Annotated in this window: 22 protein-coding genes; 14 read left to right on the top strand and 8 right to left on the bottom strand. The window is 61.0% G+C overall.

Annotated elements, in window-relative coordinates; genetic code table 11:
• On the top strand, window positions 1-312 hold the full coding sequence (locus QLG10_RS19735) for a YqfO family protein (protein WP_110752792.1): 312 nt from the start codon (window positions 1-3) through the stop codon (window positions 310-312).
• A 119-nt stretch (window positions 313-431) separates the two neighbouring features.
• Here QLG10_RS19735 and QLG10_RS19730 read toward each other — a convergent pair whose 3' ends face one another.
• The 3 genes from QLG10_RS19730 to QLG10_RS19720 all read right to left on the bottom strand — a co-directional run bounded on the left by QLG10_RS19730 (window position 432) and on the right by QLG10_RS19720 (window position 2,214).
• On the bottom strand, window positions 432-1,028 hold the full coding sequence (locus tag QLG10_RS19730; RefSeq protein ID WP_020799465.1) for a Fe-Mn family superoxide dismutase: 597 nt from the start codon (window positions 1,026-1,028) through the stop codon (window positions 432-434).
• Between the two features lie 176 nt (window positions 1,029-1,204).
• Window positions 1,205-1,807: a LysE/ArgO family amino acid transporter gene (locus QLG10_RS19725; protein WP_110752794.1), complete on the bottom strand. Its 603-nt coding sequence runs from the start codon at window positions 1,805-1,807 to the stop codon at window positions 1,205-1,207.
• A 5-nt stretch (window positions 1,808-1,812) separates the two neighbouring features.
• Window positions 1,813-2,214, bottom strand: coding sequence for an ACT domain-containing protein (locus QLG10_RS19720; RefSeq protein ID WP_110752796.1), 402 nt, complete (start codon window positions 2,212-2,214; stop codon window positions 1,813-1,815).
• Between the two features lie 94 nt (window positions 2,215-2,308).
• Between QLG10_RS19720 and QLG10_RS19715 the strand changes: the two genes are divergently transcribed.
• From QLG10_RS19715 to QLG10_RS19700, 4 genes are all read left to right on the top strand, one after another.
• Window positions 2,309-3,202 carry a LysR family transcriptional regulator ArgP gene (locus QLG10_RS19715; RefSeq protein ID WP_110752798.1) on the top strand — a complete coding sequence of 298 codons (894 nt, stop codon included), beginning with the start codon at window positions 2,309-2,311 and terminating at the stop codon, window positions 3,200-3,202.
• A gap of 56 nt (window positions 3,203-3,258) precedes the next feature.
• Entirely contained in the window at window positions 3,259-4,251 is a 993-nt protein-coding gene (locus QLG10_RS19710) for an NAD(P)-dependent oxidoreductase (RefSeq protein ID WP_110752801.1), read from the top strand.
• A 108-nt stretch (window positions 4,252-4,359) separates the two neighbouring features.
• Window positions 4,360-5,232 carry an ATPase gene (locus QLG10_RS19705; protein ID WP_282487876.1) on the top strand — a complete coding sequence of 291 codons (873 nt, stop codon included), beginning with the start codon at window positions 4,360-4,362 and terminating at the stop codon, window positions 5,230-5,232.
• 110 nt (window positions 5,233-5,342) lie between these two features.
• Window positions 5,343-6,191: a cache domain-containing protein gene (locus QLG10_RS19700; protein ID WP_033043449.1), complete on the top strand. Its 849-nt coding sequence runs from the start codon at window positions 5,343-5,345 to the stop codon at window positions 6,189-6,191.
• A 134-nt stretch (window positions 6,192-6,325) separates the two neighbouring features.
• Here the strand turns inward: QLG10_RS19700 and QLG10_RS19695 are convergent, their stop codons facing one another.
• Entirely contained in the window at window positions 6,326-7,843 is a 1,518-nt protein-coding gene (locus tag QLG10_RS19695; protein ID WP_110752807.1) for an MDR family MFS transporter, read from the bottom strand.
• Between the two features lie 372 nt (window positions 7,844-8,215).
• On the opposite strand from QLG10_RS19695, the gene QLG10_RS19690 reads away from it, so the two are divergent.
• Window positions 8,216-9,112 (top strand): helix-turn-helix domain-containing protein, encoded by an 897-nt coding sequence (locus tag QLG10_RS19690; protein ID WP_248679027.1) that lies wholly within the window; start codon window positions 8,216-8,218, stop codon window positions 9,110-9,112.
• Window positions 9,113-9,120: 8 nt separating this feature from the next.
• On the opposite strand, the gene QLG10_RS19685 is transcribed toward QLG10_RS19690, so the two are convergent.
• Both QLG10_RS19685 and QLG10_RS19680 read right to left on the bottom strand, forming a co-directional pair.
• Complete coding sequence (locus QLG10_RS19685) at window positions 9,121-9,297, bottom strand: hypothetical protein (protein WP_020799474.1); 177 nt, start codon at window positions 9,295-9,297, stop codon at window positions 9,121-9,123.
• A gap of 147 nt (window positions 9,298-9,444) precedes the next feature.
• Window positions 9,445-10,350, bottom strand: coding sequence for a LysR family transcriptional regulator (locus tag QLG10_RS19680; RefSeq protein ID WP_218278487.1), 906 nt, complete (start codon window positions 10,348-10,350; stop codon window positions 9,445-9,447).
• A 118-nt stretch (window positions 10,351-10,468) separates the two neighbouring features.
• Between QLG10_RS19680 and QLG10_RS19675 the strand changes: the two genes are divergently transcribed.
• Entirely contained in the window at window positions 10,469-11,347 is an 879-nt protein-coding gene (locus QLG10_RS19675) for an MBL fold metallo-hydrolase (protein ID WP_110752816.1), read from the top strand.
• A gap of 112 nt (window positions 11,348-11,459) precedes the next feature.
• Here the strand turns inward: QLG10_RS19675 and QLG10_RS19670 are convergent, their stop codons facing one another.
• Window positions 11,460-12,341 carry a LysR substrate-binding domain-containing protein gene (locus tag QLG10_RS19670; RefSeq protein ID WP_020799477.1) on the bottom strand — a complete coding sequence of 294 codons (882 nt, stop codon included), beginning with the start codon at window positions 12,339-12,341 and terminating at the stop codon, window positions 11,460-11,462.
• Between the two features lie 159 nt (window positions 12,342-12,500).
• On the opposite strand from QLG10_RS19670, the gene QLG10_RS19665 reads away from it, so the two are divergent.
• From QLG10_RS19665 to QLG10_RS19640, 6 genes are all read left to right on the top strand, one after another.
• Entirely contained in the window at window positions 12,501-14,138 is a 1,638-nt protein-coding gene (locus tag QLG10_RS19665) for a 5-guanidino-2-oxopentanoate decarboxylase (RefSeq protein WP_110752818.1), read from the top strand.
• Complete coding sequence (locus QLG10_RS19660) at window positions 14,135-15,595, top strand: aldehyde dehydrogenase family protein (RefSeq protein WP_282487875.1); 1,461 nt, start codon at window positions 14,135-14,137, stop codon at window positions 15,593-15,595. The genes QLG10_RS19665 and QLG10_RS19660 overlap by 4 nt, the downstream gene beginning before the upstream one ends.
• A gap of 225 nt (window positions 15,596-15,820) precedes the next feature.
• Window positions 15,821-16,924 carry an extracellular solute-binding protein gene (locus QLG10_RS19655; protein WP_020799480.1) on the top strand — a complete coding sequence of 368 codons (1,104 nt, stop codon included), beginning with the start codon at window positions 15,821-15,823 and terminating at the stop codon, window positions 16,922-16,924.
• 172 nt (window positions 16,925-17,096) lie between these two features.
• A complete protein-coding gene (locus QLG10_RS19650) occupies window positions 17,097-18,005 on the top strand; it encodes an ABC transporter permease (RefSeq protein ID WP_033041993.1) in 909 nt (302 codons plus the stop codon).
• Window positions 18,002-18,850, top strand: coding sequence for an ABC transporter permease (locus QLG10_RS19645; protein ID WP_282487874.1), 849 nt, complete (start codon window positions 18,002-18,004; stop codon window positions 18,848-18,850). Before QLG10_RS19650 ends, QLG10_RS19645 begins: the two co-directional genes overlap by 4 nt.
• An 18-nt stretch (window positions 18,851-18,868) precedes the next feature.
• A complete protein-coding gene (locus QLG10_RS19640) occupies window positions 18,869-19,924 on the top strand; it encodes an ABC transporter ATP-binding protein (protein WP_110752824.1) in 1,056 nt (351 codons plus the stop codon).
• Window positions 19,925-20,059: 135 nt separating this feature from the next.
• On the opposite strand, the gene QLG10_RS19635 is transcribed toward QLG10_RS19640, so the two are convergent.
• Window positions 20,060-21,001: an AraC family transcriptional regulator gene (locus tag QLG10_RS19635; RefSeq protein WP_110752826.1), complete on the bottom strand. Its 942-nt coding sequence runs from the start codon at window positions 20,999-21,001 to the stop codon at window positions 20,060-20,062.
• Window positions 21,002-21,407: 406 nt separating this feature from the next.
• Between QLG10_RS19635 and QLG10_RS19630 the strand changes: the two genes are divergently transcribed.
• Window positions 21,408-21,761, top strand: a complete 354-nt coding sequence (locus QLG10_RS19630) for a putative quinol monooxygenase (protein WP_110752828.1) — start codon at window positions 21,408-21,410, stop codon at window positions 21,759-21,761.
• Window positions 21,762-21,771 lie beyond the last annotated feature (10 nt).

Raw genomic sequence — 21,771 nt, 5'->3', positions numbered from 1 at the left:
GTGTACAAGCTCGCTTTCTTCGTTCCCGACAGCCATGTCGACGTGGTCAAAAGTGCCGTATTCGCCGCCGGTGGCGGGCGGATCGGCACTTACGATCACTGTGCCTGGCAGGTGTTGGGCCAGGGCCAGTTTCGTCCACTGGACGGCAGTCAGCCGTTCATTGGCGAGGCGGGGCAGGTCCAGCGGGTCGAGGAATGGAAGGTCGAGCTGGTGGTGGCCGATGAGTTGATTGGCTCGGTGGTGGCGGCTCTTAAACAGAGTCACCCCTACGAGACGCCGGCGTACGAAGTGTGGCGGTTGGAGGATTTCTGATCCTTTGGTCGCTGCCATAAAAAACCCGCTGATTCGTCAGCGGGTTTTTTATGGCTCGCATTTTTCTTCGGGCGTAAAAAAACCCGGCATGAAAGCCGGGTTTCTCAGGAGCGTCGAGCTTAAGCGGTGAAGGTTTTGCCTTCGAACTGCTCAGCCACGAACTTCCAGTTAACCAGGTTCCAGAACGCCTCAACGTACTTCGGACGCAGGTTGCGGTAGTCGATGTAGTAAGCGTGTTCCCAAACGTCGCAGGTCAGCAGCGGGGTGTCGCCGTTGGTCAGCGGGTTGCCGGCACCGATGGTGCTGGCCAGGCCCAGGGAGCCGTCAGCCTTTTTCACCAGCCAGCCCCAACCGGAACCGAACGTGCCGATGGAAGTCTTGCTGAACTCTTCCTTGAACTTGTCGAACGAACCGAAGGCTGCGTTGATGGCGTCAGCCAGCGCGCCGGTTGGTTGACCGCCAGCGTTTGGCGCCAGGCAGTTCCAGTAGAAAGTGTGGTTCCACACTTGAGCGGCGTTGTTGAAGATGCCGCCCGAGGAAGTCTTGACGATTTCTTCCAGGGTCTTGCCTTCGAACTCGGTGCCTGGCACCAGGTTGTTCAGGTTCACGACATAGGTGTTGTGGTGCTTGTCGTGGTGATATTCCAAGGTTTCCTTGGAGATGTGCGGCTGCAGGGCATCGTGTGCGTACGGCAGAGGCGGCAATTCGAAAGCCATGATAATTCTCCTAATCAGGTCTGTTGCGGTGAGCGCAAGGCCGATCACGGGCGGCCAAACAAGCGCCGGGGAGTTTGTACTCTTTGCGGCGCAGGGATCGGATCATAGCACCGGGGGTGCGGCATAACCACGCAACAACTGTGTGGAATAGAGGTTCCAGAGCCATTTGGAATAAATCAGCCGGCAGTGATCAACTGCAGTGCTACGGCAAACATCATCACCGCCACCAACAGGTCAAGGATACGCCAGGTGCCTGGCCGTGCCAGCCACGGCGCCAGCCATGCGGCGCCGAGCGCCAGGGTGAAGAACCACAACAATGAGGCGCTCGCCGCACCCACCACGTACGCGCCGGGTTCGGTCTGTTGAGCGCCGAGGGAGCCGATCAGCAAGACAGTGTCCAGATAGACATGCGGATTAAGCAGCGTCACCGCCAGTGCACTGAGCATCACTGCGCGCAACGAGCGAACGGTCTGGTTTTCGCCCTGCTGCAGGCTCTGCCGGGAACAGGCCCGGCGCAACGCCTGACTGCCATACCACAACAGAAACGCCGCGCCGCCCCAACGGGCAATGGCCAACAGGGTCGGGTTCTGTGCCAGCACCGTCGCCAGGCCAAATACACCGGCGGCCACCAACAAGGCATCGCAGGCCACGCAGAGTGCCGCCACCGGCAGGTGGTGTTCGCGGCGCAGGCTTTGCGCCAGTACAAACGCATTTTGCGTGCCGATCGCCATGATCAGGCCGAAGGCCACCAGCAGGCCGTTGATATAGCTTTGCCACATGTTCCTTACTCCGCGTTGGCTGCCAGGTCGCGCAATACCTGCAAGGCGCGCTCGGCGTCGGCCTGGCCGACAAACAAATGGTCGTGGTAGTAACCGGCGATCACATTGCAGCTGATCCCGGCCTGGCCCAGGGCCGTGGCGAACGCCGCGGTGAGGCCGACGGCTTCAAGGGCCGAATGCACGTTCAGGGTGATCCACGCGGCGACATAGTCGAAGCTCAAGCCCGCCTGCTCGGCGCGGCAGCGTTCGACAATCACGGTCAGGCCTTCCTGCTCGCGAAAACTGCCGATGATTTCCAGGCCCGCGGGCAATTGGCCGTTGGCCAGGGTGCAGAACACGTACTCGCCAGCATTGAGGTGCGGGCTCATGCTGCGCAGTAGCGTTGCCAGTGAAGTTTCGCCAGCCATGTGGAGGATCCTTGTGCGAGTTCGTGCTGGCTATTTTCCAGCAGTCACCTGTATAAGAAAAACCAATATTGCTGATCGCTCATTAGGAAAACTGATGTTCGACTATAAATTGCTTTCTGCCCTGGCTGCGGTGGTCGAGCAGGCCGGTTTTGAACGGGCAGCCCAGGTGTTGGGTTTGTCGCAATCGGCTATCTCCCAGCGCATCAAATTGCTTGAGGCGCGGGTCGGCCAGCCGGTACTGGTGAGGGGCACGCCGCCGTCGCCGACCGAGATCGGCCGGCGTTTACTCAACCATGTGCAGCAGGTACGTCTGCTTGAGCGGGATTTGCAAACGCTGGTGCCGACGCTTGACGACGAGGGCCTGCCGGAACGCCTGCGGATCGCCCTGAATGCCGACAGTCTCGCGACCTGGTGGGCCCAGGCGGTGGGGGAATTTTGCGCGCAACACCACCTGTTGATGGATCTGGTGGTCGAGGACCAGACCGTCGGCCTCAAGCGCATGCGCGCAGGCGAGGTCGCAGCGTGCCTGTGTGCCAGTGAGCGCCCGGTAGCCGGTGCGCGCAGCGTATTGCTCGGGGCGATGCGTTACCGTGCATTGGCCAGCCCGGCCTTCATTGCGCGGCACTTTCCCCAAGGCGTGCGCGCCAATCAGTTGGCCCGGACTCCTGCGCTGGTGTTCGGCCCGGACGACTTCCTGCAGCATCGCTACCTGGCATCCCTGGGCGTCGATGGCGGTTTCGAACACCATCTCTGCCCATCGTCTGAAGGCTTTATCCGCCTCACCGAGGCCGGGCTTGGCTGGGGCCTGGTGCCGGAACTTCAGGTGCGCGAACAACTGGAGCGCGGCATTTTGCTGGAGCTTTTGCCAGATAAACCGATCGACGTGCCGCTGTACTGGCATCATTGGCGTAATGGCGGTCAGTTGCTGGGGCTGCTGACCGAGCAATTGGTGCAGGTGTCCAGGCAGTGGTTGGTGCCGTTGGGCTGACAGGCAGCGTCAAGACCTCACGCAATACGCAAAAAACGAAATATTCGGAGCACTACATGAAGATTCTGGTCACCGGCGCAAGCGGCTTCATTGGCGGGCGCTTTGCGCGTTTCGCCCTGGAGCAGGGACTGGACGTGCGGGTCACCGGTCGCCGGGCCGAAAGCGTCGAACATCTGGTGCGCCGTGGCGCCGAGTTTATCCAGGGCGACTTGTGCGACCCGCTGCTGGCACGCGACCTGTGCTCCGGGGTCGAGGCCGTGGTGCATTGCGCCGGCGCCGTTGGCCTGTGGGGGCGTTATCAGGATTTTCACCTGGGCAACGTCCAGGTCACCGAAAACGTGGTTGAGGCCTGCCTGAAGCAGCGGGTTCGGCGCCTGGTGCACTTGTCGTCGCCATCGATCTATTTCGATGGTCGCGATCATCTGGGATTGACCGAAGAGCAGGTGCCTAAACGCTTCAAGCACCCGTACGCCGCAACCAAGTACCTGGCCGAGCAAAAAGTTTTCGGCGCCCAGGAGTTTGGCCTCGAAACCCTGGCGCTGCGCCCGCGTTTCGTGACCGGGGCCGGTGACATGAGCATCTTCCCGCGGTTGCTCAAGATGCAGCGCAAGGGGCGCCTGGCGATCATTGGCAACGGTTTGAACAAGGTCGACTTCACCAGCGTGCACAACCTCAATGAAGCGTTGCTCAGCAGTTTGCTGGCCACTGGTTCAGCCCTGGGCAAGGTGTACAACATCAGCAACGGCGCGCCGATCCCGTTGTGGGACGTGGTCAATTACGTCATGCGTAAAATGGAAGTCCCACAAGTCACGCGCTACCGTTCCTACAGCCTGGGCTACAGCGTCGCGGCGCTCAATGAGGGGTTCTGCAAGTTGTGGCCGGGACGTCCCGAACCCACCCTGTCGCGACTGGGCATGCAGGTCATGAAGAAAAATTTCACCCTGGATATCAGCCGAGCCCGGCATTATCTGGACTACGACCCCAAGGTCAGTCTCTGGACCGCGCTCGATGAATTCTGCGCCTGGTGGAAAGCCCAGGAGATCCGCTGAAATCGGCATCACTGAACCGAGGTCGGGGTTCAGGGTCAATCGTTGCGGCCGTGGGGGGTTATACTGCGCCGCATCCAGCCAACACCCTGTTTCACAAAGGTTGACTCAATGTCCATGCGTAACGATGCCAACGATGACTTCGACGATGTACCGAGCCTGCGTGCAGACATCCTCGATGACGATGATTTCCCGAAGAGCGCCCGCACCACCGTGCATTCGCGCACGCCGCCAGTGGTCAAGGTCAAGGCGGCGAGCACCGGCCCGTTGTGGGCACTGGTCGGCGCCCTGTTCTTTGCCTTCGCGGGCCTTGCCTGGTGGAGCTTCCAGCAGATATCGCTGATGGAGCAACAGTTGGTGGCGACCCAGGAAAGCTTTGCGCGAATCAGTGAAGAAGCGGCGGGGCGCCTGCAGGATATTTCCGGCAAGGTGGTCGCCAGCCAGACTAACGTCAGTACCGACAGCGAAGCGCTGAAGCTGCAAATCCGGCAGTTGCAAAATCAGCTGCAGGATCAGGGCAAGCAACAACAGGGCGTCGCCGGCCAAGCCTCGGACCTGGACAAGCGCCTGGCGCAGATGACCGCGCAGACCAGCGACCTGGACAAACGGCTGACCCAGATGGCCGCCCAGGACACCGAGCAGCAAAAGGCCAATGCGCAAGTGCAGGAGCAGGTCAAAGCCTTGGGTAGTGAACTGGCCACGCTGAAAAATACCCCGGCGGATACCGAAAAATTCGACGCGCAACTGAAGAGCCTGGGCGCCGACATCACAGCGCTGAAGAAACAGGGCAATCCGAACGCCGCCATCGACCGCCTGGAACAGGACATCGTGGTCCTCAAAAGCCAGCAGGATAACCGTCCGAGTGCCCCTCAAGGCGCAAGCACTGCTGAGTTCGATGCCTTCCGCAGCCAGGTCACCCGGACCATCAACAGCCTGCAAGCGCAGATCCAGAACCTGCAACAGCAGGTGCGCGCTCGCCAGTAAGCCCTGCCTCATTCCCGGTTCGCCGGGAATGATCCCACCTTCGCTGAATGTCCCTGCATGCGCCATTGCCGTCTACGCTCTTGAAACATCAAGAGAATGGGGGACGTGCCATGGGAGTTGTGCAAAAGTTGGCCTGTTTGGGAGGCATGCTGTTGATGTGCCTGGGCCAGGTTCAAGCTGCCGAAACGGAAAAGGCCGACAGTCAGGCCGCCATCGCTTTGCTGGAAAAAGCCTTGGCCTACTACCACGACAATGGCGACAAGGCATTCGCCGCCTTCAGCCGTCAGGGCGAGTTTGTCGACCAGGACCGGTATGTCTTCGTGGTCGATACCAAGGGGGTGATGCTCGCCAGCGGCGGGCCCTCGGCGGCGCTGATTGGGCGGGATGTATCGGATGTGCTCGGGCCGGATCTGCAGAAGGCCTTCAAGGATGCGCTCAAAGTGCCCGAGGGCAATGGCATCCAGCAAGCGGAGTACCGTTGGCAAAACTGGTCCGACGGCAAGGTCGAGCGCAAGCATGTCTACTATCAGCGAGTCGGCCAGCGAATCCTCGCGGTCGGTTACTACCTGCCACGGGCTTCGGCGGAGCAAGCCATGGCCTTGCTGAACAAGGCGGCGGCCGACCTGGCCAAGGACGAGAAGGGCACCCTGAAAGCTATCAACTCGCTGAAGGGCGGTTACCTGCAGGATGACCTGTATGTCTTCGTCGTCGACCTCGATACCCGGCGCTACGTCGCCCATGGCACCAACTTGCGATTGATCAACACCGATTTCAGCAAGATCAATGATCCGGATGGCAAGCCGGTGGGGGAGCCGATGCTGGCGCTGATCGCGAAACAGGATTACGGCGAGTATGAATACCGCTGGAAAAACCCGGTGACCGGTAAGGTCGAGAACAAGCATGCCTATCTGAAAAAGGTCGGGCATTTCCTGGTGGCGGTGGGGTATTACAGCCCTTGAATGGTATTGCCTGAGGCACCGCATTCGCGAGCAGGCTCGCTCCCACATTGAATCTCCAGTGATCACACATTTTGTGTAGTCTGGAAAACATTGTGGGAGCGAGCCTGCTCGCGAATGCGGGCGACTCGGTCTCTCTACCGGACCTTGTCCTCGCGCCCGCGGAGCACCCTGTTCGGCATGGCGATCGCCGCCGCCAGCCCCAGCAGCGACACCGCAGCACTCACCATCAGCAAATGCCGGAACGTCAGCAGCAGTTCAGCGCGCAGGGCATCCTGCGCGTCACCCTGCGCGGCGTTCAGGCCATCCAGCAAGACATTCCCCGAGTGACCCTCGGCCAACAGCGAAGAGCCGGCCAGGTGGGCGAAGCTCGAATCCTGCAACAACGCCAGCAACAGTGCCGACATCAGTGCCACGCCCACCGCTCCGCCCAATGAACGGAACAGGTTGGTGGTGCTCGTGGCAACGCCGATGTCTCGCTGTTGCACCGAGTTCTGCGTGCCGACCAGGGAGGTCGGAAACTGCATGCCCGAGGCGATCCCGCAGAACAGCATGAACAGGCTACTGAGCAAAAAGGCCTGGGGCGGGCTGAACGCCATGCCGAGAATCGACCACGGCATGAGCAGGGCGCCGGTCAGGATCATCGGTTTGTAACGCCCGGTCACGGAAGTCCGGCGGCCGGCGAAATACGCACCGATCGGCAATCCCATGGCCAGCGGCAGCAGGTGCAGGGCAGCGCTGTCGGCACCGGCACCGGTGACACTCTGGAAGCGCAGGGGCATCAGCACGATCAACGAGATGGCCTGGAAACTGGTGAAGAAAATCGTGCACCAGCACAGGATCGCATTGCGGTTGGTGAACAGGTGCATCGGCAGCAATGGCTCCGATGCCCGTCGTTCATGCAGCACGAACAGGCCCAGCACCGCTGCCGCACAAGCCAGCAATCCCAATACTTCGGTACTGCGCCAGGAGTGCCCCTGGCCGAATTGGGTGATGCCCAGCAGCAACGCCGTCAGCCCGATGATCATCAACAGGGTACCGAGGTAATCGATCACCGGTTTGCGTTGCGGAATCGGCAAGCCGACCAGCGTGCGATTGGCCACCAGCCATGCTCCCACGCCCAGCGGCAAATTGATCAGGAAGACCCAACGCCAGGACAGGTATTCGGTCATGTACCCGCCCAGCACCGGGCCGGCGACGCTGGCCACCGCATACATGCTGCTGAAATAGCCCTGATAACGGCCGCGCTCACGGGGCGGCACGATATCGCCGATGATTGCCTGGCTGACGGAGATCATTCCACCCGCTCCGATCCCCTGGAGAATTCGCGCCAGCACCAGTTGCTCCATGCTCTGGGCCATGCCACAGAACAGCGACGCCAGGGTGAACAACCCCATGCCAAACAGCATCAATTTGCGCCTGCCGTACAGATCGCCCAGCTTGCCGTAGATCGGCACTGCCACTGTCATTGCCACCATGTAGCCGGAAATCACCCAGGCCAGCAAACTGACGTCCTTGAACTGCGCGGAAATGGCCGGCATCGACACGGCAACGATGGTCTGGTCCAGCGCACCGAGGAAAATCGCCAGCATCAGCGCGATCAGCACGCTGCGGATGGCCGGTTTGGGCAATTCAGGCTGGTGGAGTGTGGTCACGAATAAACCTGCGGCAGTGAATGACCCGCCAGTCAAGGCGAGCGGGATGCTCGCCAGTGTAAGTCGATAGGAGGCTATTCGATAGCCTCATATGGAAGGCCTGGCCGATCAATTTGCAAACCGTCGAACTGACGAGCGGCTATCAGGTCGCGGATGACTCCTGTCTGGCCGTAGACCATCACCGTTTTGCAACAGGTCAGCCCTTGCAGATCCCACGCGGCGGGGGGCGGTGATTGATTTTTATGGATCGAGTGCTTGCAATTTCCCCTTGCGGGTCGGTCAATTGAAGGTGAAAACTGAGCGGGTAGCTGTACATTCTGCCAATCGGTGCGATTATCGCCCGTCGTCCATTCCGAAACCTGGATTGAAGTGATGAACAAGCCTGACCTGCCTTCGATTCCGGTGTTCAAGCTCTACGGTGAAAGCCTGGATTGGCCGACCCCGGACTTGCTGCACTGTGAAACCATTTCCAAACGCAGTCGCGAACACCAATGGGAAATCAAACCCCACCGCCACGCCGATTTATGTCAGTTGCTCTTCGTGTTCAAAGGTCAGGCAGAGCTTGAAATCGAAGGCAAACGTTCGCAACTGACTGAGCCGGCGATCCAGATCCTGCCGCCGTTGTCGGTGCATGGTTTTCGGTTCAGCGAAGACGTCGAGGGGTTCGTGGTCACCCTCGCGGCACCACTTATCGCGCATCTTCAGGCGCAATTGGGGCATTCGGTAAATGCCCTGGCCCAGGCCGAGAGCTACCCGGCAGGCCCCGACGCCGCGTACCTCAACAGTCTGTTCGGCGCGTTGCAGACCGAATACACCGGCCACCAACCGGCGCGGGAAATGCTCATGCATTCGCTGGTCAGCGTGATCATGGTGTGGGTCAGCCGCCAGGTGATCCAGCGCCGGTCAGCGGGTCAACGACCGCAGCGGGCGCGGGAATACCTCAATGGCTACATCCAGTTGGTGGAAGAAACCTACCGCCAGCACGTCAAGGTTGAAGACCTGGCCCATCGGCTGGGGATTTCGGTCTCTCACCTCAATGGCACCTGCCGCGAGCTGGCGGGGCAACCGGCGTTGCAGATCATGCACGAACGGCAGTTGTTGGAGGCCAAGCGCCTGCTGACCTACACCAGCATGACCATCTATGAAATGTCCGACGTGTTGGGGTTCTCTGATCCGACCAATTTCACGCGCCTGTTCCGACGACGCGTGGGCATCTCGCCAAAGGCGTTCCGCGACCGCTTGAAGGCCGATCAGGACAAAGAAGGCTGATCCGCTCCTTAGCGCAGTGCGTTAAGGGTGGCGTTGTGTGGGATGCAGCGCTCGAAGTTGCAACTGGCAGCCTCCCGGGGCAAGTTGCGTAGCTGCTCGACACGCCACGCAGCAGCGCCATACAACCCGAGCGTGACCGCGCAGGTGATGAAGATGGCGAGGTACCTTCTTGTTTTGATGTTCATGGCGTAGACCTCTGAACGAATACCCTTCGGTATTAACTTGAGCATAGGTCAGATGCGTAGGAGCTGCCGGAGGCTGCGATCTTTTGATCTTGATTTTCAGCGGCGTCGAGAAGATCCATATCAAAAGATCGCAGCCTACGGCAGCTCCTACAGGCCAGTATCCCACTCCGGATCTTCGGGGAACCTCTCCACCAGAAAATCCACCAGGCAACGCAGCGCCGACGGCATGTGCTTGCGTGAGGCATACACGGCGTACACGTTCATCTGCCTTGGCTCGGCCCGGGGCAGCAGGCGCACCAGCTCACCGCTGTGGATGTGTACGCCGGCCTGATAAGTGGGAAGCATGGCCACGCCGGCCCCGGCCAGGGTGGCGCGAAGCAGTGTGCTGGCTTCGTTGGCGCTGATGTTGCCTTGCACGGGCACCGCCACCTGTTCGCCACCCTGTTCAAAGTGCCACAGGTTTTTGCCGAAGTACGAGTGGGTCAGGCAATTGTGCAGGCTCAAGTCCTCGATCCGCCGGGGTGCAGGGTGTTCACGCAGATAGGCGGGGGCGGCGCAGATCACTGATCGGCAGACGGTAAGTCGACGGGCGATCAGGTTCGGGTCCAGGTCATTGCTGGTGCGAATGGCCAGGTCGATGCGCTCGTCCACCAGGTTCACCGTGCGGTCAAGCATCTGCATGTCGATGCTGACACCCGGGTAGCGCTTGACGAATGCTGCCATGGCATCGGCCAATTGCGCCTGGCCGAACGAGGTGCTGACGCTGATTCGCAGCAGGCCGCGGGGTGTATCGTCCGGCACGCTGACGGCAGCTTGCATGTCCGTGGACAGGTCGAGCATCTGCCGGCAGCGGGGCAGTATTTCGCTACCGGCGGCGGTCAGGCTCAACTTGCGCGTGGTGCGGTGCATCAGGCGTGCGCCAACCCAGTTTTCCAGTTCCGCCAGATAACGCGAAACCACCGGCCGTGACAGCTCCAGATGATCGGCGGCGGCCGACTGGCTGCCAAGATCGATCACCGTGACGAACACCCTCATTGCTTGTAGACGATCCATGATTTGCCCGGTTTCAGAAACAAACTATGTTAAAGCATCGCATTTTTTGTACTGAAGCAGGCAACTAAGCTCTGCTCCCATATCGGCCTTCCCTGGCCTGCAAGCAACGGAGCAACAGATGATCGGTTTCACCACACTTAAACGCGTTTTGCTGGCGACCGCTGTCCTCGGCTTCGCCGCCCACGCAGCCGCGTCGACATTGACACTGGATGTCTATAACCCCGGCGGTAAAGCGATATTCCCGGTGACCTCGGTACTGGTCAGCGGCGAGAAAGAGGCCATCCTGGTGGACGCCCAGTTCGGCAAGTCCCAGGCCGCGCAAGTGGTGGAAAAAATCCGCGCCAGTGGCAAGCAACTGACCACTATCTACATCAGCCACGGCGACCCGGATTACTACTTCGGCCTCGATACCCTGACGGCTGCATTCCCCAATGCAAAAGTGCTCGCTTCGCCGCCGACCGTTGATCACATCAAGCAAACCATCGACGGCAAACTGGCGTTCTGGGGGCCGAAATTGGGAGCTGACGCGCCCGCCAAAACGATCGTGCCGGATGTGCTCAAGGGCGACAGCCTGATGCTCGAAGGGCAGAAACTGCAGGTGATCGGCCTTGAGGGCAAGCAACCGGATCGCAGCTTCGTGTGGATTCCGTCGATCAAGGCCGTGGTCGGTGGTGTGGTCGTGGCAGAAAACATCCACGTCTGGATGGCCGATACCCAGACCGCGCAGTCCCATGCCGATTGGCTGGCTACCCTGCATTCGATCGAAAACCTGAAGCCGAACACCGTCGTGCCGGGCCATTACCTCGGCGATAGCGCCCGCTCCCTGGCCGCCGTGCAGTTCACCGCCGAATACATCAAGGCCTTCGACGAAGAAACCGCCAAGGCCAAGGATTCGGCGGCACTGATCGCAGCAATGAAAAAACGCTTCCCGGCACTGGGGGAGGAAAGCTCGTTGGAGCTGAGCGCCAAGGTCGCCAAGGGCGAGATGAAGTGGTAAATCCGCCAATGGGACGCAGAGCGTCCCGGGCTGCATTCCCACGCAGAGCGTGGGAACGATCATACGAGTACACACCTGCAGGAGCGAGCATGTTCGCTCCTGCAGGTTTCGATTACCGCGATTGCGCCTGTTCCACCAGCCAACCCATCAACTCGCGCAACTTCGGAGAAGGTGCGGGTTTTTCCGGGAAAACCAGGTAATACGCCAGCCCGGTTTTCACCTTCAATTCAAAGGGCATGACCAGCCTCCCGGCACTCAGGTCATCGCCAATCAACGACCAGTCACCGATCGCCACCCCCGTGCCTTGGGACGCCATCGACATGGCCAGGTCCAGCGTTTCGAAATGCTGGCCCTTGCTCACGTTGCTCAAGCGAATATCCGCCGTGGCCAGCCAGGCCTTCCAGTCCCGTTCATCCCGGGTCGGGTGGAGCAACATGTGTTGCTCCAGGTCCTTCGGCGATTGGAGCGGCACCGAACCTTCGAGCAATGGCTGGGAACACACCGGCGTCAGTTGCTCATCGAAGAGTTTTTGCGACAGCAGTGAGCTGTCCGGCGGCGCGCCATACATCACCGCGGCATCGAACTGCTCGCGATGAAAATCCACGCCGTGCTTGACCGTGGTGGTGAGCTCCACCGGCACGTCCGGGCGTTCCCTTTGCCATTGCAACAGGCGTGGCAGCAACCAGCGCATGACGCAGGTCGGAGCCTTTAGCTGCAGGGTTTCGCGCTTCTCGCCGATCTGTTCGACCGCTTCGTCGATCAAGCCGAAAATCTGCTGGACCCGTGGCAGCCATTCCCGTCCTTCGGCGGTCAGGTCCAGGCCTCGAGCCTGACGTATAAATAATTCGTAACCCAGGAAATCTTCCAGCCCGGCGATCTGCCGACTCACCGCGCCCTGGGTGATAAATAGCTGTTCAGCAGCACGGGTGAAATTGCAGCACTGCGCGGTAATCAGGAATGTGTGCAGCGCCGGCAGGGGAGGCAGTCGTTTCATCGGGATCCAAGGTATGACGTGAGGACATGGCTAGTATGACTTTTTATCCATTGTTGCGGCTATGTGTCGCCCGTTCCAATGAGGCCATCCCTGGACCTGCGAACCCATCATAAACATTGCGCAGGCCCGGCGTCTCAAACGAACAAGAAGGGCAATGACATGGCGACGTGTGGCGAAGTATTGGTCAAGTTACTCGAAGGTTACGGAGTCGAGCAGGTGTTCGGCATTCCCGGGGTTCATACCGTGGAGCTGTATCGCGGGCTGGCCCGTTCGAGCATCAACCACGTCACCCCGCGTCACGAGCAGGGCGCCGGCTTCATGGCTGACGGCTATGCCCGCACCAGCGGCAAGCCGGGTGTGTGCTTCATCATCACCGGTCCGGGCATGACCAACATCACCACGGCAATGGGCCAGGCTTATGCCGACTCGATCCCGATGCTGGTGATCTCCAGCGTACAGACCCGCAACCAACTGGGCGGCGGTCGCGGCAAGCTCCACGAACTGCCGAACCAGAGCGCACTGGTCGGCGGCGTGGCGGCGTTCTCCCATACCCTGATGTCGGCGTCCGAATTGCCGGACGTGCTGGCCCGTGCCTTCGCGCTGTTCCAGGCCGGTCGCCCGCGCCCGGTGCACATCGAAATTCCATTGGACGTACTGGTTGAAGAAGCCGATGACCTGCTCGCCAGCATCCCGGTAAACATCGACCGCGCCGGTGCCGCACCGTCCGCCGTGAGCCGCATGACCGAGCTGCTGGCCGGTGCCAGGCGTCCGTTGATCCTCGCCGGTGGTGGCGCCATCGATGCCGCCGCCGAATTGACCGAGCTGGCCGAATTGCTGGACGCGCCCGTGGCGCTGACCATCAATGCCAAGGGCATGCTGCGCTCCGCTCACCCGTTGCTGATCGGCTCGACCCAGAGCCTGGTTGCCACGCGCGCACTGGTCGCCGAGGCCGACGTGGTGCTGGCCATCGGTACCGAGCTGGCCGAGACCGACTACGACGTGACCTTCGCCGGTGGTTTCGAGATTCCTGGCAAGCTGCTGCGCGTCGACATCGATCCGGACCAGACCGTACGCAACTACCCGCCACACGTGGCCTTGGTCGCCGACTCGCGCAACGCCGCCCAGGCCTTGCTCAGCGCGCTGTCACACAAGCCACTGGCCGAGCGCCGCAACGATTGGGGCCAGGTGCGCGCCGCCCGTTTGCGCGAAGAGCTGGCCGCCACCTGGGACGCGCCGACCCTGGCCCAGAGCCGCTTCCTGGAAACCGTTCTGCACGAACTGCCGAACGCGGTATTCGTCGGTGATTCGACCCAACCGGTGTACACCGGCAACCTGACCTTCAACCCGGAACGCCCGCGTCGCTGGTTCAACTCCTCCACCGGTTACGGCACCCTCGGTTACGCCTTACCGGCGGCGATTGGCGCCTGGTTGGGCGGCACCGTCGAAGGCGGCGCACGTCCTCCAGTGGTGTGCCTGATCGGCGACGGCGGCCTGCAGTTTACCCTGCCGGAACTGGCCAGCGCCGTTGAAGCGCGCACCCCGGTGATCGTGCTGCTGTGGAATAACCAGGGTTACGAAGAGATCAAGAAGTACATGGTCAACCGTGCCATCGAGCCGGTGGGCGTGGACATCTACACCCCGGACTTCATCGGTGTAGCCAAGGCATTGGGTTGTGCCGCCGAGGCAGTCAATGCTGTTGAACAATTGCGTACGGCATTGCGTGTTGCCACCGATCGCCAGGGCCCGACCCTGATTGAAATCGATCAGGCCGCGTGGACGAAGGCGGTGTCGAAATGAGTGTTTCCACGACTTTTCCGACGACTTTGGATGGCCTTTTCATCGACGGTAAATGGTCGGCGGGCAAGGAACACTTGCGCGTGATCAACCCGGCGACCGAAGCGTTGTTGACCACGGTGAATGGCGGCGATGAGCGCGCCGTCGATCAGGCGGTCAGCGCAGCGACCAAAGCCTTTGCCGACTGGTCGAAGACCACCGGCGCCGAACGTGGCGCGATCCTGCGCAAAATCGCCGCGGGTGTGCAGGCCGGTCGCGACCAGTTGATGCACTTGCAGTCGAGCAACAACGGCAAGCCATTGTTCGAAGCTGCCATCGACGTTGATGACGTGATCGCCACGTTCGAATATTACGCCGGCCTGGCTGAAGGTCTGGACGCGAAACAGGACAGCCCGGTAGAGCTGCCGACCGACGATTTCAGTGCGCGCCTGCGCCGTGAACCTTGCGGTGTGGTCGGCCTGATCGTGCCGTGGAACTTCCCGATGGTCACCACTGCGTGGAAACTCGCCCCGGCCCTGGCCGCCGGTTGCTGCGTGGTGCTCAAGCCCTCGGAAGTGACGCCGCTGCCGGAGCTGGAACTGGCGAGGATCATTGCCCAGGCCGGCCTGCCTGCCGGTGTGTTCAACCTGGTGTGCGGCACTGGCCTGGCCGTTGGCGCACCGTTGTCGGCAGACCCGCGCATCGCCAAGGTGTCGTTCACCGGCAGCAATGCGGTCGGTGTGCAGGTCATGCAGCGGGCAGCGGAAACCGTCAAGGGCGTGAGCCTGGAACTGGGCGGCAAATCTTCCTTGCTGGTGCTGGCCGATGCCGATCTCGACCTGGCGGTGAAAGTGGCCTGCGGTGGCGGTTTCTTCAACGCCGGTCAGATGTGCTCCGCGACCAGCCGCGTGCTGGTTGCCGATGAGCTGGCCGATGAATTCCTCGGTCGTGTGAAGGTCCGCGCCGAAGCCATTCGTGTGGCCGACCCGTTCGACCCGAACGTGGAGATGGGCACGTTGGTCAATCAGGCGCAGTACCAGCGCGTGCTCGGCCATATCGATCGCGGTTTGAGCGCTGGCGCCAAACTGGTTTGCGGCGGCAATCGTCCTGCAGACCTGCCGCGCGGATATTTTTTGCAGCCGACCGTTTTCACTGACGTGCCCCTGGACAGTGCGCTGTGGTGCGAAGAGATTTTCGGCCCGGTGATTTGCGTGCGTCGTTTCGCCTCTGAGGCTGAGGCGATTGCCCTGGCCAACGACAGCCAGTTTGGTCTGGTCGCCAGCGTGGTTACGCGTAACGCAGAAACGGCGGATCGCGTCGCCAATGCTTTGCAGGCGGGGCTCGTGTGGATAAATGCGCCGCAAGTGATATTCCCGCAGACCGCCTGGGGCGGCTACAAGCAAAGCAGTATCGGCCGCGAATTGGGGCCGTGGGGCTTGCAGGCTTTCCAGGAAATCAAGCACGTGATTCGCGCCGTCTGATGCCTCTCCTGTAGGAGCGAGCATGCTCGCTCCTACAGGAGAGGCATGCGCCGGCGTCATGGCTTCAATGAATTTTTATCGATAGTCAGGTGTTTTACACGACCTCAGGATGAACCCGCTGGCTCAGTAAAGCCCCCGAACATACGAGGGGTAAACGCTGAACCGGCCGCGCGGATGCAACAGTTTCGACCTGCCTTATACCTACAAAAACAAAGGGAGTCCGTAATGGGCGAGCATGATCTGAACAGACGTCAATTCATCAAGACCGTGGGCGTAGCCTCGGTTGCCGCGGCGGCCATGAGCCTGCCGTTCGTCAAGGCCAACGCCAGCGACACCCGCTTTCAAGGCAAGACCCTGCGTTTGCTGACCTGGTCCGACGACACCGGCCTGGCCGCACTGCGCAACATCGCCGCGACCTTCGAAGACAAGTACGGCTGCAAGGTCATCGCCGACCGCACCGGCAGTACCTCGGAAATGGTCGCCAAACTCAAGGCCGGCGGTGATCGTCCGCAGTACGACATCATCACCCTGGCCGGCGTCGGTGCCGAAGGCCTGGCCGCCGCCAACCTGCTGGAAAAGCCGGACCTCAACCGTATCCCCAACCTGGTCGACGTACCGGAGAAATACCGCACCGGCGCCAATGGCCACGGTATCGGCTACCTGCTCTGGTGCAACAGCCTGGTCTACAGCACGCGCACCATCAAGCAGGCGCCGGACAGCTACGCCGCCCTGTGGGACGCCGACCTGTCGCCGAACATCTTCCTGCCGCCGCCGAACTGGACCGAGGCCATGGACCTGATCATCATCGCGGCCAAACTGGCCGGTGGTGACGAGCACAACATCGAGCCGGGCTTCAAGAAACTCGCCGAGCTCAAGGACCGTGTGGTGACCCTGGGCGAGAACCCGAACCAGATTGCCGAGCTGTTCCGCACCGGCTCCCTGGATATGGGCGGCCTGTACGCCCCGGCGTTTTTCCCGAAACAGATCCGCGATCCGAACTACGGTCTGGGCGCCACCTTCGGCATGAAGGAAGGTTTCTACACCGACCTGATGCTCTCGGTGATGCCGAAGAATCGTCCGGGCGATACCGACCTGACCTACGCCTTCATCAACCACTCCCTGGACCCACTGGTGCAAGGCAAGATGGCTGAAGACATCTACAACGGCCCGGTCAACGCCAAGGCGATCATCTCCGCCGAAGCGCGCAAGAGCCCGTACATTCTCACGCCGGAGCAAATTGCCGAGAAGGCGATCATGCATGACAACGCCTTCCTGGCCACCGTGCATGACCAATGGATTCGTCGTTACACGGAAATCTTTTCTTCCTGATCCGGAACACCACAAATCCAATGTGGGAGCGGGCTTGCTCGCGAATGCGTCGGCACATCCAACATCAATGTGACTGACACACCGCTTTCGCGAGCAAGCCCGCTCCCACAGGGTTCCCGGTGGTTTCGAGACATGTGTTTGACAGCTGCTTTCCATTGACGAGACTTTTGCTATGGAACACCAACCTTTGACCCATTCGGTCAGTGTCGCTGAGCCGCGCCCGAACCGGGGTGTTTCGCCGACGGCCCGTGCCTGGTTTTTCCTCACGCCGTCGATGCTGTTTCTTGGCGTACTGATTGCCGCCAGCCTGCTGGTGCTGCGCATGAGCGTGGGCACCAAAGGCGCGGAATGGTCCGGGTTCAGCCTGGCCAGCTACGCCCAATTGCTCGAACCCTACTACCTCAAATCGCTGATGCTGACCCTGCGCCTGGCGCTGATCAGCGCGGTGATCGCGGTGATACTGGCGATCCCGGTGGCCTACACCATGTCACGCCTGACTTCGCCCTTTGTGCGCCGGATCTTCCTCGCCGCGGTGCTGTTGCCGTTGCTCGTCAACCTGCTGCTGCAAAGCTACGGCTGGCTGGTGATTCTCGGTCCCGGTGGCATGCTCAACCAGGCGCTGATGGGCCTGGGCCTGATCAAACGCCCGATCATGCTGTTGTACAACCAGAACGGGGTACTGATGGGCCTGGTGCAAACCGCCTTCCCGCTGGCCGTGCTGCCGATTGCCAGCGCGATGCGCGGCGTTGCCCGCAGCTACGAAGAAGCGGCTGCCACCCTTGGCGCCAGTCGTTTCCAGGTGTTCCGCCAGGTGGTCCTGCCAATGAGCCTGCCCGGGATCATCACCGGTGCGACCCTGGTGTTCGCCTACAACGCCAGCAGCTTTGTGGTGCCGTTGCTGTTGGGTGGCCGGCGCGTGCCGATGCTGGCGGTGATGGTGCATGACCAGATCGCCCCGCTGATGAACTGGCCCGCCGCGTCCGCTGCCGGTGTGGTGCTGATCGTCACCACCCTGGCGATCATGACCTTGTCCGAATTCATCACTGGCCGTCGTCGGCGCATGCTGGAGGCTTCCCAATGAGCACCCTGACCAAGAAGCGTTATGGGCTGTTGCCCGGCGAGACCGGCAAGTTTGCCGGCGTCCTTTCGGGCTTCATCCTGCTGCTGGCGGTATTGCCGATCCTGACCATGATCGTGATGTCGTTCAGCGGCGCGTCGAACCTCGACTTCCCGCCCAGCAGCTATAGCCTGCAATGGTACAAGGCGGCCTGGCACACCTTCGTGTCGCCGGACGCCAGCGATGTGCTGAGCCTGGGCAAGGCCATGACCACCAGCCTGATGGTGTCCTGCCTGACCATGGTCTTCGCGACTCTCATCGCGGTGCCGGCGGCCTATGCCCTGACCCGTTGCGAGTTCCGTGGCAAGGCCGTGGCGCTGCAATTGATGTCGCTGCCCCTGGTGTTCCCGATGGTGGTGTTGGGCCTGGCGTTGCTGCTGGTGTTCGACAGCCTGCCGTTCCAGATGACCACCTCGCGGCTGGTGATTGCCCACGTGATCCTGGCTCTGCCGTTCGTGGTGAAGAACTGCACGGCAGCCATGCTCTCGATCGGCAGCGAAGTCGAGGAGGCCGCGCAAATGCTTGGCGCTTCACCGCTGCGGGCGATCGTCGACGTGGTGGTGCCGTTGATGAAGTCGGGGATCCTGGCGGGCATGCTGCTGGCATTCATCGTCTCGTTCAACGAGTTCACCGTGACCTATTTCCTCTACACCATCGATGTGATGACCGTGCCGATCTGGATGTACAGCCGCACCGTGTCGTCGCTCGATCCAACCGTATTTTCGTTTGCCGTGCTGATCGTGCTGATCGACTTCGTCCTGATCTGGGCGCTGGAGAAGCTGGTCGGTGAAGGTGGCGTTTCGTTCTGATTTCTTGAGGTGATTCTTATGTCTGGTCTGATTCTGGAAAACGTCGAGAAACATTACGGCTCGGCCTGCGCGGTAAAAGATGTGAACCTGCATTTACCCGAGGGCAAGCTGGTGTGTTTCCTGGGCCCGTCCGGTTGCGGCAAAACCACCTTGCTGCGCATGATCGCCGGCCTGGAAACCCTGAGCGGCGGCGAGATTCGCCTGGACGGCGAGGACATCGGCCATACTCCGGCACACTTGCGTAATTTCGGCATGGTGTTCCAGTCCCTCGCGCTGTTCCCGCACATGACCGTGGGGGAAAACATCGCCTATCCACTGAAACTGCGCGGGGTCAGCAAGGCTGATCAGCAGGCGCGGGTAGTGGAGTTGCTGGAGTTGATTCAGCTGCAAGCGATGATCGATCGCCCGGTAGCGAAACTCTCCGGCGGCCAACGGCAACGCGTGGCGATTGCCCGGGCGATTGCCAACCACCCGAAAATCCTGTTGCTCGACGAGCCGCTGTCGGCGCTGGACGCCAAGCTGCGTGAGTCGATGCAGGTGGAGATCCGTCAGTTACAACAGCGTCTGAACATCACCACCATCATGGTCACCCACGATCAGCGCGAAGCCATGACCATGGCTGATATCGTCGTCGTGTTGGGCGAGCATCGGGTGCAGCAGGTGGGTACGCCGATCGAGATCTATCGTCACCCGGCCAACGAATTCGTCGCGGACTTCATCGGCTCGGGCAACATCTTCCCGGCCACGGCGCTGGGCGACGGCAAGGTCAGCCTGCCAGGCGGCGATGCGTTGCAGGTGCCCATCTGCAGCAGCATTGTGGTGGGTGAAAAGGTGAAAATGCTGATTCGCCCGGAAGACTTGCAACTGTCGGCGCCGCAAGCCACGGCGGGTAACCGCTTGCTGGGCAAGGTGACTTTCGTGCGGGATATCGGCGCGACCATCGAGACCACGGTCGAGTGTTCGGGGGTGTCGTTTACCGCACTGAGCACGCCGTGCCAGGGGTTTGGCTTGAGCGTTGGGCATCCGGTGTCGGTGACCTTGCCGGCGGAGGCTTGCCGCGTACTCGGCGCCTGACTGTACTGGCCTCTTCGCGAGCAGGCTCGCTCCCACAGTGGATCTTCTGTGAACACAGCATTTGTAAACTGCAAAGATCAAATGTGGGAGCGAGCCCGCTCGCGAAAGGGCCGGCACACCCCACACAAATCTCAGCTAGACACTCAAGCGCAACCGCGCCAGGTCCCGCAATGGCGGCGCGCCGAACAACCGGCTGTACTCCCGGCTGAATTGCGAAGGGCTTTCATAGCCGACCCGATAACCCGCCGCCGAAGCCTCCAGCCCTTCGGCCAGCATCAAGCGCCGGGCCTCCTGCAGGCGTAGCTGCTTTTGATACTGCAACGGACTCATTGCCGTCATCGCCTTGAAGCGGTGATGCAACGTCGACACGCTCAAGTTCACTTCTTTGGCCAGGTCATCGATACGCAGCGGCTGCTCATAGTTGCTGTTGAGCCACTTGATTGCCTGGCTGATTCGATGACTCTGACTGTTGGCAATGGCAATTTCATACAGCCGATGCCCCTGCTTGCTGCGTAACAACCGGTAGAGAATTTCCCGACGAATCAGCGGCGCGAGCATGGTGATGTCTTTCGGCGTGTCGAGCAATCGCGCCAGGCGTAGCACGGCGTCGAGCATTGCACTGTCGAGCTGTTCGACATACAACCCGCGCCCGGTTGGCCTGGCGGGTACGCCAAGGGGACCGGCATCGGCGATCAGCGCGGTGATTTCCGCGGGGTCTATGTCCAGGCGCAAGGCCAGGATCGGCTCCTCGCTCGAGACATTGACCACCCGCCCGCTCAGCGGCATCGAGACCGAGACCACCAGGTAGTTCAGTGGGTCGTAATTGAAGTACTCGTTCGCCAGCTGAACTTCTTTGCGCCCCTGGGCCATGATGCACAGCGCCGGTTGCGCCAGCACCGGGGCAAATTCGTGGGACTGGCTGTGGCGCGACATGAACAGCGAGCCGATGGCGGTGGCATAACTGCCATCTTCGGCGGTGTTGCGCCGGATGATCGCCGCTAGTTCAGCGCGCTGCTTTTCCATATCGGTGTCCAACGGGGCTTGCGGCGGGTGTGAAGAGTGATCGAGAGACGACATGCAAGGCATCCTCGGCAAGGCATGGGTGATGGGGCAGAGCATATGTTTGTGCAAGCAACAGCGGTAGACACATCCTGCCAGATGCTTGCCTGATTCTGCACGGGGTGGCTTCTGTTTGTGCACATACTCAGCGCTGGGCAGTTTGCCGAACCCCTGTGGGAGCGAGCCTGCTCGCGATAAACCCGAGAGCGCCGTGGGGTATCAGGTTTCCAGCGTTATCGTTGACGACCATCGCGAGCAAGCTTGCTCCTACACAGGCCATTACCGGCTTGCCCGCTCAGTTTCGCAGGATTGTGCAACGCGCCGGCAGGAATCGACTAACGACACAGGCACATCGCCCTTTAACCTTGGATCCTGTCGCAGCCCGTCCCGCTGGCTGCCTCGCGACTCCCCGGGAGGGTTGAACATGTCAAAGCAGATCCCCGTCAGTCATATGGCCTTTGTCCGGGCACGCCCGGGACGTTCTCAAGAGCTGGGTCTGCGCCTGAGCGCGCTGATCGAGCCGTCGCGCGCCGCACCAGGCTGCCTGAGCTTCGCCTTGCAGCACTCTCAATGCGATCCGCAGTTATGGCTGGTGTCCGGTTTTTGGGCCAACCAGCAAGCCATGACCGCGTACTTCAGCACGCCGGCCATGGAGGTTTTTGCCGAGCTGGTGCAGGAACTGGTGGTCGACAGCCTGGATTTTCACACCTTCAAGGACGTGTCGGCGGCGCAGGCGTTGCGACAGTCCGGGGCAGCGGTACACAAACTGGCCGGTTGAGGGTTTAATG

This window comes from Pseudomonas sp. V98_8 (assembly GCF_029967975.1).
In the GTDB taxonomy this organism is placed as follows: domain Bacteria; phylum Pseudomonadota; class Gammaproteobacteria; order Pseudomonadales; family Pseudomonadaceae; genus Aquipseudomonas; species Aquipseudomonas umsongensis.
This window is presented reverse-complemented; position numbering and strand designations above follow the sequence as displayed.

Excerpts from the sequence above, each read along its gene's own strand:
- QLG10_RS19730 (WP_020799465.1), bottom strand. The coding sequence starts at position 1,028 with ATGGCTTTCGAATTGCCGCCTCTGCCGTACGCACACGATGCCCTGCAG.
- QLG10_RS19725 (WP_110752794.1), bottom strand. The coding sequence starts at position 1,807 with ATGTGGCAAAGCTATATCAACGGCCTGCTGGTGGCCTTCGGCCTGATC.
- QLG10_RS19720 (WP_110752796.1), bottom strand. The coding sequence starts at position 2,214 with ATGGCTGGCGAAACTTCACTGGCAACGCTACTGCGCAGCATGAGCCCG.
- QLG10_RS19715 (WP_110752798.1), top strand. The coding sequence starts at position 2,309 with ATGTTCGACTATAAATTGCTTTCTGCCCTGGCTGCGGTGGTCGAGCAG.
- QLG10_RS19710 (WP_110752801.1), top strand. The coding sequence starts at position 3,259 with ATGAAGATTCTGGTCACCGGCGCAAGCGGCTTCATTGGCGGGCGCTTT.
- QLG10_RS19705 (WP_282487876.1), top strand. The coding sequence starts at position 4,360 with ATGTCCATGCGTAACGATGCCAACGATGACTTCGACGATGTACCGAGC.
- QLG10_RS19700 (WP_033043449.1), top strand. The coding sequence starts at position 5,343 with ATGGGAGTTGTGCAAAAGTTGGCCTGTTTGGGAGGCATGCTGTTGATG.
- QLG10_RS19690 (WP_248679027.1), top strand. The coding sequence starts at position 8,216 with ATGAACAAGCCTGACCTGCCTTCGATTCCGGTGTTCAAGCTCTACGGT.
- QLG10_RS19685 (WP_020799474.1), bottom strand. The coding sequence starts at position 9,297 with ATGAACATCAAAACAAGAAGGTACCTCGCCATCTTCATCACCTGCGCG.
- QLG10_RS19680 (WP_218278487.1), bottom strand. The coding sequence starts at position 10,350 with ATGGATCGTCTACAAGCAATGAGGGTGTTCGTCACGGTGATCGATCTT.
- QLG10_RS19675 (WP_110752816.1), top strand. The coding sequence starts at position 10,469 with ATGATCGGTTTCACCACACTTAAACGCGTTTTGCTGGCGACCGCTGTC.
- QLG10_RS19670 (WP_020799477.1), bottom strand. The coding sequence starts at position 12,341 with ATGAAACGACTGCCTCCCCTGCCGGCGCTGCACACATTCCTGATTACC.
- QLG10_RS19665 (WP_110752818.1), top strand. The coding sequence starts at position 12,501 with ATGGCGACGTGTGGCGAAGTATTGGTCAAGTTACTCGAAGGTTACGGA.
- QLG10_RS19660 (WP_282487875.1), top strand. The coding sequence starts at position 14,135 with ATGAGTGTTTCCACGACTTTTCCGACGACTTTGGATGGCCTTTTCATC.
- QLG10_RS19655 (WP_020799480.1), top strand. The coding sequence starts at position 15,821 with ATGGGCGAGCATGATCTGAACAGACGTCAATTCATCAAGACCGTGGGC.
- QLG10_RS19650 (WP_033041993.1), top strand. The coding sequence starts at position 17,097 with ATGGAACACCAACCTTTGACCCATTCGGTCAGTGTCGCTGAGCCGCGC.
- QLG10_RS19645 (WP_282487874.1), top strand. The coding sequence starts at position 18,002 with ATGAGCACCCTGACCAAGAAGCGTTATGGGCTGTTGCCCGGCGAGACC.
- QLG10_RS19640 (WP_110752824.1), top strand. The coding sequence starts at position 18,869 with ATGTCTGGTCTGATTCTGGAAAACGTCGAGAAACATTACGGCTCGGCC.
- QLG10_RS19635 (WP_110752826.1), bottom strand. The coding sequence starts at position 21,001 with ATGTCGTCTCTCGATCACTCTTCACACCCGCCGCAAGCCCCGTTGGAC.
- QLG10_RS19630 (WP_110752828.1), top strand. The coding sequence starts at position 21,408 with ATGTCAAAGCAGATCCCCGTCAGTCATATGGCCTTTGTCCGGGCACGC.